This window comes from Glutamicibacter creatinolyticus, assembly GCF_006094275.1.
GTDB lineage: Bacteria > Actinomycetota > Actinomycetes > Actinomycetales > Micrococcaceae > Glutamicibacter > Glutamicibacter creatinolyticus.
Genome location: NZ_CP034412.1, coordinates 2,545,708 through 2,558,588 on the forward strand (window position 1 = coordinate 2,545,708; position 12,881 = coordinate 2,558,588).

Here is a 12,881-nt window from a genome sequence, read left to right on the forward strand (position 1 = left end):
GTCCTTCCCCTTTAGCCTGGCGGCAGAACCGCGGTGATGTAGGGGGCCCGGCTCAGCAGCTCGGCGGCCACCCGCTGACAGAAGGCAAAGAGCGGTCCGGCGAACACGGTCAACGCCACCCCGGCAGCGACCAGGGCCCCGGTGGAGTAGCGCATCCCCCAGGGCAGGAACTTCGCCTCCATCTGCCGGGCGAGCCTGGCCCCCAGGATCGGCCCCTGATTGCCCGAGGACTGGATCAGTTCGGTCATCTCCTTGGACTGGTCCACCAGGGACGCCTGCGGGTCCTCCGCCTCGGCCGCCCGGCGCCAGAAGGCGCGGGCCCAGACGCGGATGATGGCCAGCAGGGTCAGCAGGCTGGTCAGCAGCCCGGCGGCGATCACCGCCCAGTTTAGTGCCCCGCCCTGTTCGGTCGCGGCGTGCAGCAGCCCGAACTTGCCCAGGAACCCTGAGAATGGCGGGATGCCGCCCAGGTTGATGGCCGGGATGAAGAACAGCACCGCCAATGCCGGGGAAAGGCGGGCCAGGGATCCCAGTTCGGTGATGTTCGCGGTGCCGGCTCGCCGTTCAATCAGCCCGGCGACCATGAACAGGGAGGTCTGCACGATGATGTGGTGGCCCACGTAGTAGATCGTGGCGGCGATCGCGGTTTCGGTGCCGACCGCGATCCCGAAGATCAGGTAGCCGATGTGGCTGGTCAGCGTGAAGGAGAGCATGCGCTTGAAGTCCGACTGGGCCAGCGCACCGAAGATGCCGATCACCATGGTCAGCGCCGAGACCACCAGCAGCACCGAGTTCACTTCCCCGCCCGGGAACAGCAGCGTCTCGGTGCGCACGATCGCGTACACGCCCACCTTGGTCAAGAGTCCGGCGAACACGGCGGTCACCGGGGCCGGGGCGGTCGGGTAGGAGTCAGGCAGCCACAGCGAGAGCGGGAACACGGCGGCCTTGATGCCAAAGGCGATCAGCAGGAAGCTGTGCAGGATCAGCTTTGTCCCCGAATCCAGGTCGGCCAGCTTCAGCGCCAGGTCCCCCATGTTCACCGTGCCGGTAGCCGCATAGATCAACGCGATCGCGGTCAGGAACAGCACCGAGGAGACCACGGAGACCACCACATAGGTGATGCCCGAGCGGATCCGTTCGGCGGTGCCGCCCAGGGTGAGCAGCACATAGCTGGCGGTGAGGAAGATTTCGAAGCCCACATAGAGGTTGAACAAGTCCGCGGCCATGAACGCGTTGGACACCCCGGCCAGCAGGATCAGGTAGGCAGGGTGGAAAATCGAGACCGGCCCGTGCTCATCCCCGTCGGCCATCCCCTGACTGGTGGCGAACAACAGCACCGCCAGGGACACCACGGTGGAGACCAGCAGCATGAACGCGCTGAATCCGTCCACCACCAGGGCTATGCCGGTGGGGGTGTCCCACCCGGCGATGGTGATCGCGTAGGTCTGCCCGTTCCAGGTGGCCGCCAGCATCCCGACCTCCAGCAGCAGCGTGGTGCACAACACCCCGATGGTGATGATCCGCTGCCAGCGCACCTTGCGCCGGGCCAGGAAGGTCGCGCCGGCGCCGAGGATCGGCAGGATGACCGCCAGCGGGGCCAGGGACATGAGCTGCTGCATCTATTCCTCCCCCTCGCGGATCGGTCGGCCTTCCTCATCGACGAATTCGGTGGTGTCTTCCTCCACGGGAGCGTCCTCTTCTTCGTCGTAGGCACTGGCCTGGGAGACGCGGATATCTTCTTCATCGTCCCGCACGGTATCGGCGTTGGTCAGCGACCAGGACCGGTAGATCAGCGCGAGCAGGAACGCGGTCACCGCGAAGGTGATGACAATGGCGGTCAGGATCAGCGCCTGCGGCAGCGGATCCGAGTACTCATCGGCCGGCAGGTCGGGCTGGAACAGCGGGGCCTTGCCCATCCTCCCGCCGGCGGTGAGGATCAGCAGGTTCACCGCGTTGCCCAGCACCACGATGCCCAGCAGCACCCGGGTCAGGGTGCGTTCCAGCACCAGGTAGTAGCCCACCGCCAACAGCACGCCGGTGATGACCAGGAAGGTGATGTTCACACTCACCGGCCCACCCCCGTCTGGTAGCTGGCCACCACATCATGGCGGGCCACCGGGGAGCGGCCCTCGGAGAGCTGGTCGATTTCGCTGCCCAGGGATCGCAGCACGTCCTGCACCAGGCCGAGCACCACCAGATACACTCCAATGTCGAAGAAGGTTGAGGTCACGAACTTGTGTTCGCCAAATAGCGGAAGGCTGAACTGCCAGACGTAGGTGCTGAACACCGGGTCCCCCGCCAGCAGCGGAATGATGCCGGAGCAGGCCGCCACGGCCAGCCCGCCACCGATGAGGATGTTCGGGGAGACGCGCATCGATTCGGCCAGCTCCACCCGCCCGCCGGCCAGGTAGCGGATGGTCAGCGCCAGCCCGGCCAGCAGCCCGCCGGCGAAACCGCCGCCGGGGTTGTTGTGCCCGGTGATCAAGGTGAACACGCTCAACAGCAGGATCGAATGGAAGATCAGGCGGGTGACCACTTCAAAGACGATGGAGCGGCGTTCGGCGACCAGCGTGTGCCCGGCGATCAGCCAGTCCTCATTGTCCGAGGTGGCGAACTTGCGGGCCAGATCCAGGCGGGCCTGGCCGAATTCGCCGGTGGACATGGCCTCCGAACCGTGGTCGATGGAACCGCTTTCCACCTCGCGGGCACGCAGCCGGCGACGGGAGGGCACCGCCACGAAGATCAGTGAGGCCACCCCGGTGGCCGCGGCGGCCAGCACGGTGATTTCCCCGAAGGTATCCCACACGCGCAGGTCCACCAGGGTCACGTTGACAATGTTTGAGCCATAGCCCTCGTGGTAGGCCAGGTCCGGGAAGGCCAATGAAATCGGCGCCTCCTGGCGCGCTGCCATCATTCCGATGGCAACATATACGGTCATCAGCGCCAGGGCGGTGGCCAGGACGGCCCGTCCCAGCTTGATCCGGGAGATGCCCACCCACAGCCGCTTGGGCAGGGCGCGCAGGGCCAGCACGAACGCGACCAGCACAATGGTCTCCACCAGCAGCTGGGTCAGCGCCAGGTCCGGTGCGCCCTGCAGCGCGAAGATGGCGACCATGCCAAAACCGGTCACCGAGACCATCAGCACCGCCATGAAACGCTTCGAGGCGCGGATCGCCGCGATCGCCCCGACGATCATGATGGCGCCGATGACGATCTGGGCGGGATGGTCGGCAATCACCCACTGATCGGGCCAGGGGGTGGGCACGGTCAGGGCGATGCTCAGCGGAACCACCATCGCCACGGCCAGGATCACGCCCAGGTAGAAGGAGAGCGAACCACGCTGGGTCCGCCCGGTCACCCAGATCGCCAATTCGTCGGTCAGGTTCACGATGCCGCGGTAGGCTTCCTCCGCGGCCGGCAGCCGGCGGTGCAGCCGGGCCGAATAATCCGCCCGCGCCCGTCCCACGAACAGCAGCACACCGCCGAGCACGGCCAGGACGCTGAGACCCAGGGCCGGGGTGAAGCCGGCCCACAGGGCCAGGTGCACCTCGATCGGCTGCGGGTAGAGCCCGGCGGCGTGCTTCACCAGCGGCTCCACCAGGCCGGGCAGCACGCCCAGCACCACGGTTCCGGCGGTGAGCACCAGCAGCGGGGCCAGGAAGATCAGCGAGGGGCGCTTGCAGGCGGTGGGCTGCATGCCGCGCTTGCGTCCGAAGGCGCCAAGCACGAAGCGCAACGAGTAGGCCACGGTCAGGCCCGTGCCGAGCACAATGCCGGCCACCGGGAGCCAGGCCAGCGGCCCGCCCTGGTGCAGCAGCGCGTCGAACACCGATTCCTTGGCCACGAACCCGTACAACGGCGGGATTCCGGCCATGGACGCGGCGGCCAGGGTGGCCACGGTGGCCAGCACCGGCATGCTGCGTCCCAGCCCGGAAAGCTTGCGGATGTCACGGGTTCCGGTGTTGTGGTCCACGATGCCCACGGCCAGGAACAAGGTGGCCTTGAACAGCCCGTGCGCCAGGGTCAGGGCCAGGGCGGCAAAGGCGGCATCGGCGTTGCCCAGCCCGAAGATGGAAATGATGAACCCCAGCTGGGAGACGGTGCCGAAGGCCAGGATCAGTTTCAAGTCGTATTGCTTCAGCGCCCGGTAGCCGCCGATGATCATGGTCAGGATGCCGATGCCCACGGCCAGCGGCCCCCAGAACATCGTCTCGGAAAAGCCCGGGGCCAGGCGGGCCACCAGGTAGACACCGGCCTTGACCATGGCCGCAGCGTGCAGGTAGGCGGAGACCGGGGTGGGGGCGGCCATCGCGCCGGGCAGCCAGAAGTGGAAGGGCACCAGCGCCGACTTGGACAGCGCGCCGAGCAGCACCAGGGCCACGGCCACGTCGATGTGTCCGCCCATGGCGCTCAGCTCCGGGGCCGCCGCCACAATGTCTGAAAGCCGGTAGCTGCCGGTGGAGGTCCCCAGGATCAGCAGACCGCCGAGCATGGCCAGCCCGCCGAAGGTGGTGACGATCAGGGCATTCATGGCCGAGCGGCGTGCGGTGATCAGCGCCTGGCTGAAGCCGATCAGCAGGTAGGAAAGCACCGAGGTGATTTCCCAGAAGATGAACATGATGATCACGTCATCGGCGGTGACCAGCCCGGTCATGGCCCCGGCGAAGGCGACCAGCTTGGCCGCGAACGGGCCCACGCCCATGTCGTCGTTCTTGAAGTAGCGGGCACAGTAGACCAGCACCAGGGCGCCGACCCCGAGGATCAGCAGCAACAGCACCGCGGCCAGCGTGTCCAGGCGGAAGTCCAGGTTTACCAGGAACCCGGGGATCCAGGGGATCTGGATTGACGGCGGGGCGTTCGGCAGCCCGTTGGCCAGGCTGGGATCGGAGGCCAGCACCTGCGGGAATCGGGTGAGCAGCCAGACGAATCCCATTGCGGGAACTACGGCGACAATATAGAACCCATTGCGTCGGAAAATCCGAAAAATCAAAGGGCAGAGCGCAGCAGTTGCGAAAAGCGCAATGAGAATAATAAACACACGTCTCCTCTGTCGACTTGTATGGGGCAGAGTCCGACGATTTACACGGCCGGTCTGTTCATTTTATCAGTGCAAAGGCGCTTTCTACCGTCCGGTAGATCACCTTGCTCGCTCCTGACCACAGAAAATTCGGGAGTGAACGCTTGAACCCAGATTTTCCCCGTTGCCTCGAATTCATGTTCTGATCACCATTAACCGGATACGATGCGAGCATGGAAAGCAACGTGGCGCGGGATCTTGCGCGACCAAAAAACTCGTGGCTTAATACTGCGACTCTGGCCTGGGCCAGCTGGGACTGGGGCCAGGCCGCCATCAACGCCGTGATGACCACCTTTGTCTTCACCGTCTACCTCACCAGTGAGCTGTTCGGATCCACCGATCACGCCTCGGTGGTGCTGGGCCAGGCGCTGACCGTGGCCGGGGTGGCCATCGTCCTGCTGGTGCCGGTAACCGGGATGCGTTCGGACGCGGCCGGGCGGCGCAAGTTGTGGCTGACGGTGAACTCGCTGGTCGTGGTGGCGCTGACCGCCGCCTGCGTGTTTGTTGCCCCGGACCCGAAGTACCTGTGGTTGGGAGCCTCGCTGATCGCCGCGGCCTCGGTGTTCTCCGAGTTCGCCTCGGTGAACTACAACGCGGTGCTCACCCAGATCTCCACCCCGGCCACGATCGGCAAGGTCTCCGGTTTCGGCTGGGGCATGGGCTATGTGGGCGGCATCCTGGCCTTGGCCCTGGTCCTGTTCGGCTTCGTGGACCCGTTGTTCGAATGGCCCGGGGCGAACACCGAGGATTCGTGGAACCTGCGCTGGGTGGCGATCTTCAGTGCCCTGTGGTTCCTGGTCTTCGCGCTGCCGGTCTTCTTCCGCATTCCCGAGTCCCCCGCCAGCCAGTCCGCGCGCATCCCCCTGGCCAGCTCCTACAAGGTGCTCTTCGGGCGGATCGCCCAGCTGTGGCGGGAGGACCGCAACGCCGTCTTCTTCCTGGGCTCCTCGGCGATCTTCCGTGACGGGCTGGCCGCCATCTTCACCTTTGGCGGGGTGATTGCCGCCGGGACCTTCGGGTTCGCCCTGAACGAGGTGATCATCTTCGCGATTGCCGGGAACGTGGTGGCGGCCCTCGGCGCGCTGGCCGGCGGGTGGCTGGATGACGTGATTGGCCCCAAACGGGTCATCCTGGGTTCGCTGGTCGGACTGCTGGTGGCTGGGCTGGGCGTGTTCTTCTCCCCCGAGGCCAGCGGCTTCTGGTTGTTCGGGCTGCTGTTGTGCCTGTTTGTTGGTCCCGCGCAGTCCGCGTCCCGCTCACTGCTGGCGCGCATGGCCCCGGCGGGCCGCGAGGGGGAAATGTTCGGGCTCTACGCCACCACCGGTCGGGTGGTCAGTTTCCTGGCCCCGGCCCTGTTCACCACCTCGATCGCGCTGGCCACTCCCCTGGTTGAGCCCGGTGCGGCGCAGCGCTACGGGATCCTGGGCATCCTGCTGGTGCTGCTGATCGGGTTGCTGTTGCTGCTGCCGATCAAGACCCCGCGCACCCGATTGGAAGACTAGCCCGCCTCCGGGCGCACGGGCCCGGCGCGGGCAGAATTAGTTTTCCAGGAGGCTGCGGTGGAAATTCAGGTGGCTGCGTGAGGCCGTTGGCCCGCGCTGCCCCTGATAGCGGTTGCCGTAGGGGCCAGAACCGTAGGGGTGTTCGGCCGGCGAGGTGAGCTGGAAGAAGCACAGCTGGCCGATCTTCGACCCGGGCCACAGCTTGATCGGCAGGGTGGCCATATTGGACAGTTCCAGGGTGACGTGGCCGGAGAAGCCGGGATCGATGAACCCGGCAGTGGAGTGGGTGAGCAGCCCCAGGCGGCCCAGTGAACTCTTGCCCTCCAGGCGGGCGGCGATGCCGTTGCCCAGGGTGACCTTCTCGTAGGTCGCGCCCAACACAAATTCCCCCGGGTGCAGCACGAACGGCTCATCCGGGTCGACTTCCACCAGCCGGGTCAGTTCCGGCTGGTCGGTGGCCGGGTCGATGTGGGCGTACTTGTGGTTGTCGAACAACCGGAAGAAACGGTCCAGCCGCACGTCCACCGAGGCCGGTTGCACCATTTCCTCGGAGTACGGTTCCAGGGCGATCTGCCCGCTGTCTATTGACCGACGAATGTCACCATCTGAATACAACACGCCTATAAATTTATCCTGCTGGCGCCCCCCGACGGTAACCCGCGGCCGAATGTGGCGCAAATGGGGCGATTGAATCGGCGCAATCCCACATGGCTGCGAGCCACCTTCAGGCACTATCCTTGAAGTGTTGTCGTGCCAAAACCCAAAGGATGGTGTCTTACCAACAATGCGCTCCGTTACCCGGGCAGCCAGTGCCGCGCTGGTCTCACTGCTGTTGGCGGCAGGCGGCCTTTCCGCCGCGAACGCCGCCCCCGCCGATGAGGTGCCCGAGGTCAGTGCCGAGGAGCTGTCCGACAGCAGCAGCCTTTTGGCCTTGATCAACCCCAGCATCAAGCTGCCCGAGGAGGACTACCACCCCAAGGGGCTGCGCAACGTCGCCGGTTCCGGTGATCAGTTGCGCGATGAGGCGGCCGACGCGGTGGAGGATCTGGTGGCCGATGCCCGCAAGGCCGGGCACCCGCTGAAGGTCATCAGCGCCTTCCGTTCCTATGAACGCCAGCAGGTGCTGTTCAACCAGTACCAGGCGAAGTTCGGCACCGAGTATGCCGAACGGATTTCGGCCCGCCCGGGGACCAGTGAACACCAGCTGGGTCTGGCCGCGGATGTTGGCTACAGCGGCAGCAAATGCGAACTGCACGCCTGCTTTGGCCAGACTCCGGCCGGCAAGTGGATTGCCGAGCACGCCGTGGACTACGGGCTGATTGTCAGGTACCCGGAAGGCGAGGAGAAAACAACCGGCTACCGTTACGAGCCGTGGCACCTGCGCTACATCGGCACCGAGCATGCCCAGGCAATGAAGAAGCTGGACATGGACACGTTCGAAGAGTACTTCCAGCTGCTGGTGGAGAACACCGAGCAGGGCGACCAGGCCGCACAGGAGTCGGCCCCATCCTCCCCCGCCCCGAGCGACAAGGAGGATGGTGCGGCATCGCAAGAGGCCAGTGAACCGAGCCCCACGCCGACCTCCCTGCGGGAGCCCGAGGACCTGATGGTGCTGCGATTCCTGCCGCCCTTCAGGGATTGGGCATTCGGGCTAAGCCAGTAAGAACACGAACTGGTGGGTTGCGTTCCTGATCCTGTGTCCGGACGTACCTCCACCTCACAAAACACAGGTGTTTATTTCATTTTACGCTTCGAAGATGGATTACCGCGCATGTCCAATGCAATGATTCAAAGTAACGAGTCTATAGTCGTAAACTTCTTTTGTGAAAAGAAATTCAACACTCGCATCACTTTGCATCGCTCTCCTAACCGTCTCAGGTTGCGCTTCTTCGTCTGAGTCTTCCACACCTTCCGAAACCCCAGTCGATTTTGAGCTCAACAAGTCTTCTGAGGAATCACGCGCCACCCCAACACCCTCCCCTTCCCCTTCAAAAAATATCAGGGGAAATCTCGAGAAAGACCTCGGTGAAACCGCTGGATTCCTAAGTTATAGCGGCGATACAACTGCTGTTTTTCAGATCAAGGACTTCGTACGCAACGTCAAATGCACCGAACCATACTCAGAGAAACCCGAGAACGGCGAACTGGTCGCTTTGAAGATTTCGGCCAAGACCGAACCCTCGTTGGCTGAGGACATAAATGGTTCAATAACTTTTGACCCCATTATGTGGAAATACATCGATAGCGACGGAAAAACTTTCAACGGTGATCTTGGCACAATCAGTACCTACAGTTGCTGGGCAGAGAAGAAAATAATCTCCAATCAGATCGGCCCAGGCGAAAAGGTTGAAGGATGGGTGCTGCTCGACGTTCCTGCTTCCGACGGTCTCCTCGTTTACACGCTCGACACCGTCTCCGGCTGGGAGTATGACCTGAGTAAATTCCCGGACAAGGCAAAATAGCGAAATCGGCTATCAGGGATTGGGCATTCGGGCTGGGCCAGTAGCTCCTGCCGGCCCTCCCTCAGAACTGCGCGAAGGCCGCCCCACTGGGGCGGCCTTCGTTGTTGGTGCCGGTAGGCGGTGCGACGTCGGCTAGTTCGCGCGCACGGGGATGCCGGTGAAGGTCGGCTTGGAGGTGGCTTCGAAGAAGTCGTTGCCCTTGTCATCCACGACGATGAATGCCGGGAAATCCTCCACCTCGATCTTCCACACTGCCTCCATGCCCAGCTCCTCGTATTCCAAGACCTCGACGTTCTTAATGCAGTCCTGGGCCAGGCGGGCAGCCGGACCTCCGATGGAACCCAGGTAGAAGCCGCCGTGGGTGCTGCACGCGTCGGTGACCTGCTTGGAGCGGTTGCCCTTGGCCAGCATCACCTTCGAGCCGCCAGCCGCCTGGAACTGCTCCACATAGGAGTCCATGCGCCCTGCGGTGGTCGGTCCGAATGACCCGGACGCCATGCCGTCCGGGGTCTTGGCCGGGCCAGCGTAGTAGACCGGGTGGTCCTTGAGGTACTGCGGCATCTTCTCGCCGGCGTCCAGCCGTTCCTTGATCTTGGCGTGGGCGATATCGCGGGCCACGACCAGCGGACCGGTCAGCGAGAGCCGGGTCTTGACCGGGAACTTGCTCAGCCCGGCCAGGATCTCATCCATCGGCTTGTTCAGGTCGACCTTTACCACGGAGCTGCCGCCGGTGCCGGTCACCCCGTCGGTGGCCTCCCCGTGTTCGGCCACGGCCGGGTGGGACTCGTCGGGCATGAAGCGGGCCGGGTCGGTTTCCAGCTGTTCAACGAAGACGCCTTCTTCGGTGATCTTCGCCAGCATCTGCCGGTCGGCGGAGCAGGAGACCGCGATGGCCACCGGCATCGAGGCGCCGTGGCGCGGCAGGCGCACCACGCGCACGTCATGGCAGAAGTACTTCCCGCCGAACTGGGCGCCGATGCCGAAGTTGCGGGTCAGTTCCAGCACCTTCTCTTCCAGGTCGGTGTCACGGAACCCACGCCCGGTCATGGCGCCCTCGGTGGGCAGCGTGTCCAGGTACTTCGCCGAGCCGTACTTCGCGGTCTTCAAGGCCATCTCGGCGCTGGTGCCGCCGATGACGATGGACAGGTGGTAGGGCGGGCAGGCGGCGGTGCCCAGGGAGCGCAGCTTCTCATCGAGGAAGCGCAGCATCGAGTTCTCGTTCAGGATCGCCTTGGTCTCCTGGTAGAGGAAGGACTTGTTGGCGCTGCCGCCGCCCTTGGCCATGAACAGGAACTTGTATTCGGTATCCGCCCCGGGCTTCGTGTTGGCGTACAGGTCGATCTGCGCCGGCAGGTTGTTGCCGGTCTGCTTTTCTTCCCAGGTGGTCAACGGAGCCAGCTGCGAGTAGCGCAGGTTCAGCTTGGTGTAGGCGTTGTAGATGCCGCGTGAAAGCGAAATTTCGTCCTGCTCCTCGGAGAGCACCCGCTGTCCGCGCTTGCCCATCACAATCGCGGTGCCGGTGTCCTGGCACATCGGCAGGATGCCGCCGGCGGCGATGTTCGCGTTCTTCAGCAGGTCCAGGGCCACGAACTTGTCGTTCGGGCTGGCTTCCTCATCGTCGAGGATGTTGCGCAGCTGCTGCAGGTGGGCCGGACGCAGGTAGTGGGAGATGTCGCGCAGGGCGGTTTCGGCCAGCAATTCCAGGGCCTGCGGGGAAACCTGCAGGAACTTCTTGCCATCTGGACCGGTGGCGACATTGACACCGTCCGAGGAAATCTTGCGGTAGGGGGTGTTGTCCTCGCCGATGGGCAGAAGATCTTCATAACGGAATTCAGGCATGCTCAGTCCTTGCATCTTTTGTGGGTTGCTCGAGAGCCATTTTAGGCTCTCGGCCGCAAAATGCGGATTTGGTGTTTGCGCGGGTGGGCCAAGGGCGACATGCTTGAGGGCATGAGCAACGAAAACCCAGAGGCAACCTCCCAGTCCGGGCAGCCCGAACAGCTGCCGGACATGATCATCGAAACCCCGATAGACCAGGAGCGGGCCCGGCCCAAAACCCACTTCGAGAACATGATCGCCGCGGGCCTGAACAAGCCCGAGCTCTCCGGCTCAGTGGTGGGCGCCTTCATGGCCGCCGAGGTGTATTTCCTTTCTCGCGAGGAAGTCACCGGCGAAAACCCCAACGCGCAGCCCATGTTGCTGACCAATCCCGCCGGGGCGCCGATGGTTGCGGTGTTCAGTTCACTGGAGCGCATCCCGGGCACCTACATTGACCAGGCACCCTACGGTGTGAAGGTGCAGGGGGCCACCATTGTGCGCGCCCTGGAGGGCACCGGGATTGTCATCAATCCCGGTGACGATCTCAGTTTTGAGATTCCGGCCGAGGGTGTGGCGGTGTTGCGTCAGGAACTGGGCAAGGGCCGAGGCAGCCACTAGCCGTCGGCGCGCCGCGGGCACCCGCGCGGGAATGTAATCATGGTCACACCCCGGACAAGCGGTTGGCCGCGGATTTCCGCGGTTCGAGCGCCGCACCTGTGGCCATTGGCGCATGCCACAGGTCATCTTGGCGTCATTGGCTTGAAAACCAGGGCGCTGATTGCGCTATGCTGGGATACGCCCGGGCCGCCAATAGGCCGCTCGGAGCTTTGCGGGCGTAGCTCAATGGTAGAGCGCTAGCTTCCCAAGCTCGATACGCGGGTTCGATTCCCGTCGCCCGCTCGCAAGACCAAACGCCGGGACCCAGCAGGGTCCCGGCGTTTGGCGTCTGGGCACCCATCAGGGAGCCGGGCCCCGCTGGCGCGGGATCGACTCCCAGCCGCCGTCCCAGCCGGTGCCCCATCCGAGCAGCACAATGATCCAGGAGGCCGTCATGACCGGAGTGCTGTCCGGCTTCTCCATCATCTGGGTGGTCATCCTGGTCGGCTACGCGGTCGGACGCACCGGGGTGCTGGGCGACCAAGGCCGGTGGGTGCTGAACCGGTTGACCTTCTTCGTGGCCAGCCCCGCCCTGCTGTTTCTGGCCATCGCCGATTCCGAACCGACCCAGGTGCTCGGACCACTGCTGTGGATCGCCACTATTTCGGCGTTCCTCACCGCCGGGATCTATCACCTGGCCACCTTCAAGTGGCTGCAGCGCCCGGCCGCCGAACGCATCGTCGCGGCCATGAGCGCCTCCACCGTGAACTCAGCGAACCTGGGCCTGCCGATCGCCCTGTACGTGCTGGGCGACATGGCCCACGCCGCCCCGGTGATCCTCTTCCAGCTGGCGTTGTACCAGCCGGTGAACCTGGCCATGCTGGATGCAACCACCATCAAGCACCGCACCACCTTCTGGGCGTTGGCCTCGGCCACCGCGAAGAACCCCATGATCATCGGCTCCCTGGCGGGCCTGGTGGTCGCACTGACCGGCGTGCAGCTGCCCGAACTGGTGCTGGCGCCCATTGAACTGATTTCCGGGGCCTCGATCCCGGCGATGCTGCTGGCCTTCGGAATCTCGCTGGTCGGTTCCAAGCCCCTGGACCCGGGCACCGGGCGACGGGCGGACGTGCTGATTGGTTCGCTGGCCAAACTGGTCATCCATCCGCTGATCGCCTGGCTGCTGGCGGCCTTCGTGTTCCGCCTGCCCACGGAAATGATCGTGGCGGCGGTCATCATGGCCGGGCTGCCCACCGCGCAGAACATCTTCGTCACCGCCTCGCGCTATGAACGGGGCGTGGTGATCGCCAAGGACACCGTGCTGATCACCACCATCTGCGCCATCCCGATCATGATGCTGCTGGCGCTGCTGCTGGGCGTGTAGCCCCCTGCCTGATCACGGCGGTCATCTCGCGCTGCGCCCGC

10 protein-coding genes and 1 tRNA gene are annotated in these 12,881 nt (G+C 64.5%); 6 read left to right on the top strand and 5 right to left on the bottom strand.

All coding sequences use genetic code 11. The features are described from left to right. Window positions 1–11: 11 nt before the first annotated feature. The 3 genes from GcLGCM259_RS11715 to GcLGCM259_RS11725 are packed head-to-tail and all read right to left on the bottom strand — an operon-like array spanning window position 12 to window position 5,038. The gene (locus tag GcLGCM259_RS11715; RefSeq protein WP_138176732.1) at window positions 12–1,619 is read right to left on the bottom strand and encodes a Na+/H+ antiporter subunit D; all 1,608 of its coding nucleotides are present in this window, start codon (window positions 1,617–1,619) and stop codon (window positions 12–14) included. Further along, window positions 1,620–2,069: a Na(+)/H(+) antiporter subunit C gene (locus GcLGCM259_RS11720; RefSeq protein ID WP_054821137.1), complete on the bottom strand. Its 450-nt coding sequence runs from the start codon at window positions 2,067–2,069 to the stop codon at window positions 1,620–1,622. Then, window positions 2,066–5,038 carry a Na+/H+ antiporter subunit A gene (locus tag GcLGCM259_RS11725; protein ID WP_138926691.1) on the bottom strand — a complete coding sequence of 991 codons (2,973 nt, stop codon included), beginning with the start codon at window positions 5,036–5,038 and terminating at the stop codon, window positions 2,066–2,068. Before GcLGCM259_RS11725 ends, GcLGCM259_RS11720 begins: the two co-directional genes overlap by 4 nt. Before the next feature lie 212 nt (window positions 5,039–5,250). On the opposite strand from GcLGCM259_RS11725, the gene GcLGCM259_RS11730 reads away from it, so the two are divergent. Continuing rightward, window positions 5,251–6,579 carry an MFS transporter gene (locus GcLGCM259_RS11730; RefSeq protein WP_138176726.1) on the top strand — a complete coding sequence of 443 codons (1,329 nt, stop codon included), beginning with the start codon at window positions 5,251–5,253 and terminating at the stop codon, window positions 6,577–6,579. Window positions 6,580–6,615: 36 nt separating this feature from the next. On the opposite strand, the gene dcd is transcribed toward GcLGCM259_RS11730, so the two are convergent. Next, window positions 6,616–7,197 (bottom strand): dCTP deaminase, encoded by a 582-nt coding sequence (gene dcd / locus GcLGCM259_RS11735; RefSeq protein ID WP_138176723.1) that lies wholly within the window; start codon window positions 7,195–7,197, stop codon window positions 6,616–6,618. Window positions 7,198–7,363: 166 nt separating this feature from the next. On the opposite strand from dcd, the gene GcLGCM259_RS11740 reads away from it, so the two are divergent. Further along, a complete protein-coding gene (locus GcLGCM259_RS11740) occupies window positions 7,364–8,242 on the top strand; it encodes a M15 family metallopeptidase (protein ID WP_138926692.1) in 879 nt (292 codons plus the stop codon). A gap of 160 nt (window positions 8,243–8,402) precedes the next feature. Further along, window positions 8,403–9,041: a DUF4352 domain-containing protein gene (locus GcLGCM259_RS11745; protein ID WP_138926693.1), complete on the top strand. Its 639-nt coding sequence runs from the start codon at window positions 8,403–8,405 to the stop codon at window positions 9,039–9,041. A 132-nt stretch (window positions 9,042–9,173) separates the two neighbouring features. On the opposite strand, the gene GcLGCM259_RS11750 is transcribed toward GcLGCM259_RS11745, so the two are convergent. After that, on the bottom strand, window positions 9,174–10,880 hold the full coding sequence (locus GcLGCM259_RS11750; protein ID WP_138926694.1) for a fumarate hydratase: 1,707 nt from the start codon (window positions 10,878–10,880) through the stop codon (window positions 9,174–9,176). 111 nt (window positions 10,881–10,991) lie between these two features. Here GcLGCM259_RS11750 and GcLGCM259_RS11755 point away from each other — a divergent pair, with 111 nt between their 5' ends. From GcLGCM259_RS11755 to GcLGCM259_RS11765, 3 genes are all read left to right on the top strand, one after another. Further along, window positions 10,992–11,477 carry an SseB family protein gene (locus tag GcLGCM259_RS11755; RefSeq protein WP_175419412.1) on the top strand — a complete coding sequence of 162 codons (486 nt, stop codon included), beginning with the start codon at window positions 10,992–10,994 and terminating at the stop codon, window positions 11,475–11,477. A 211-nt stretch (window positions 11,478–11,688) separates the two neighbouring features. Continuing rightward, window positions 11,689–11,759 (top strand) — tRNA-Gly (locus GcLGCM259_RS11760). Window positions 11,760–11,910: 151 nt separating this feature from the next. After that, a complete protein-coding gene (locus GcLGCM259_RS11765) occupies window positions 11,911–12,840 on the top strand; it encodes an AEC family transporter (RefSeq protein ID WP_138926696.1) in 930 nt (309 codons plus the stop codon). Window positions 12,841–12,881 lie beyond the last annotated feature (41 nt).

Coding starts and splice junctions, on each gene's coding strand:
- GcLGCM259_RS11740 (WP_138926692.1), top strand. CDS start 7,364: ATGCGCTCCGTTACCCGGGCAGCCAGTGCCGCGCTGGTCTCACTGCTG.
- GcLGCM259_RS11755 (WP_175419412.1), top strand. CDS start 10,992: ATGAGCAACGAAAACCCAGAGGCAACCTCCCAGTCCGGGCAGCCCGAA.
- GcLGCM259_RS11750 (WP_138926694.1), bottom strand. CDS start 10,880: ATGCCTGAATTCCGTTATGAAGATCTTCTGCCCATCGGCGAGGACAAC.
- GcLGCM259_RS11730 (WP_138176726.1), top strand. CDS start 5,251: ATGGAAAGCAACGTGGCGCGGGATCTTGCGCGACCAAAAAACTCGTGG.
- GcLGCM259_RS11715 (WP_138176732.1), bottom strand. CDS start 1,619: ATGCAGCAGCTCATGTCCCTGGCCCCGCTGGCGGTCATCCTGCCGATC.
- GcLGCM259_RS11765 (WP_138926696.1), top strand. CDS start 11,911: ATGACCGGAGTGCTGTCCGGCTTCTCCATCATCTGGGTGGTCATCCTG.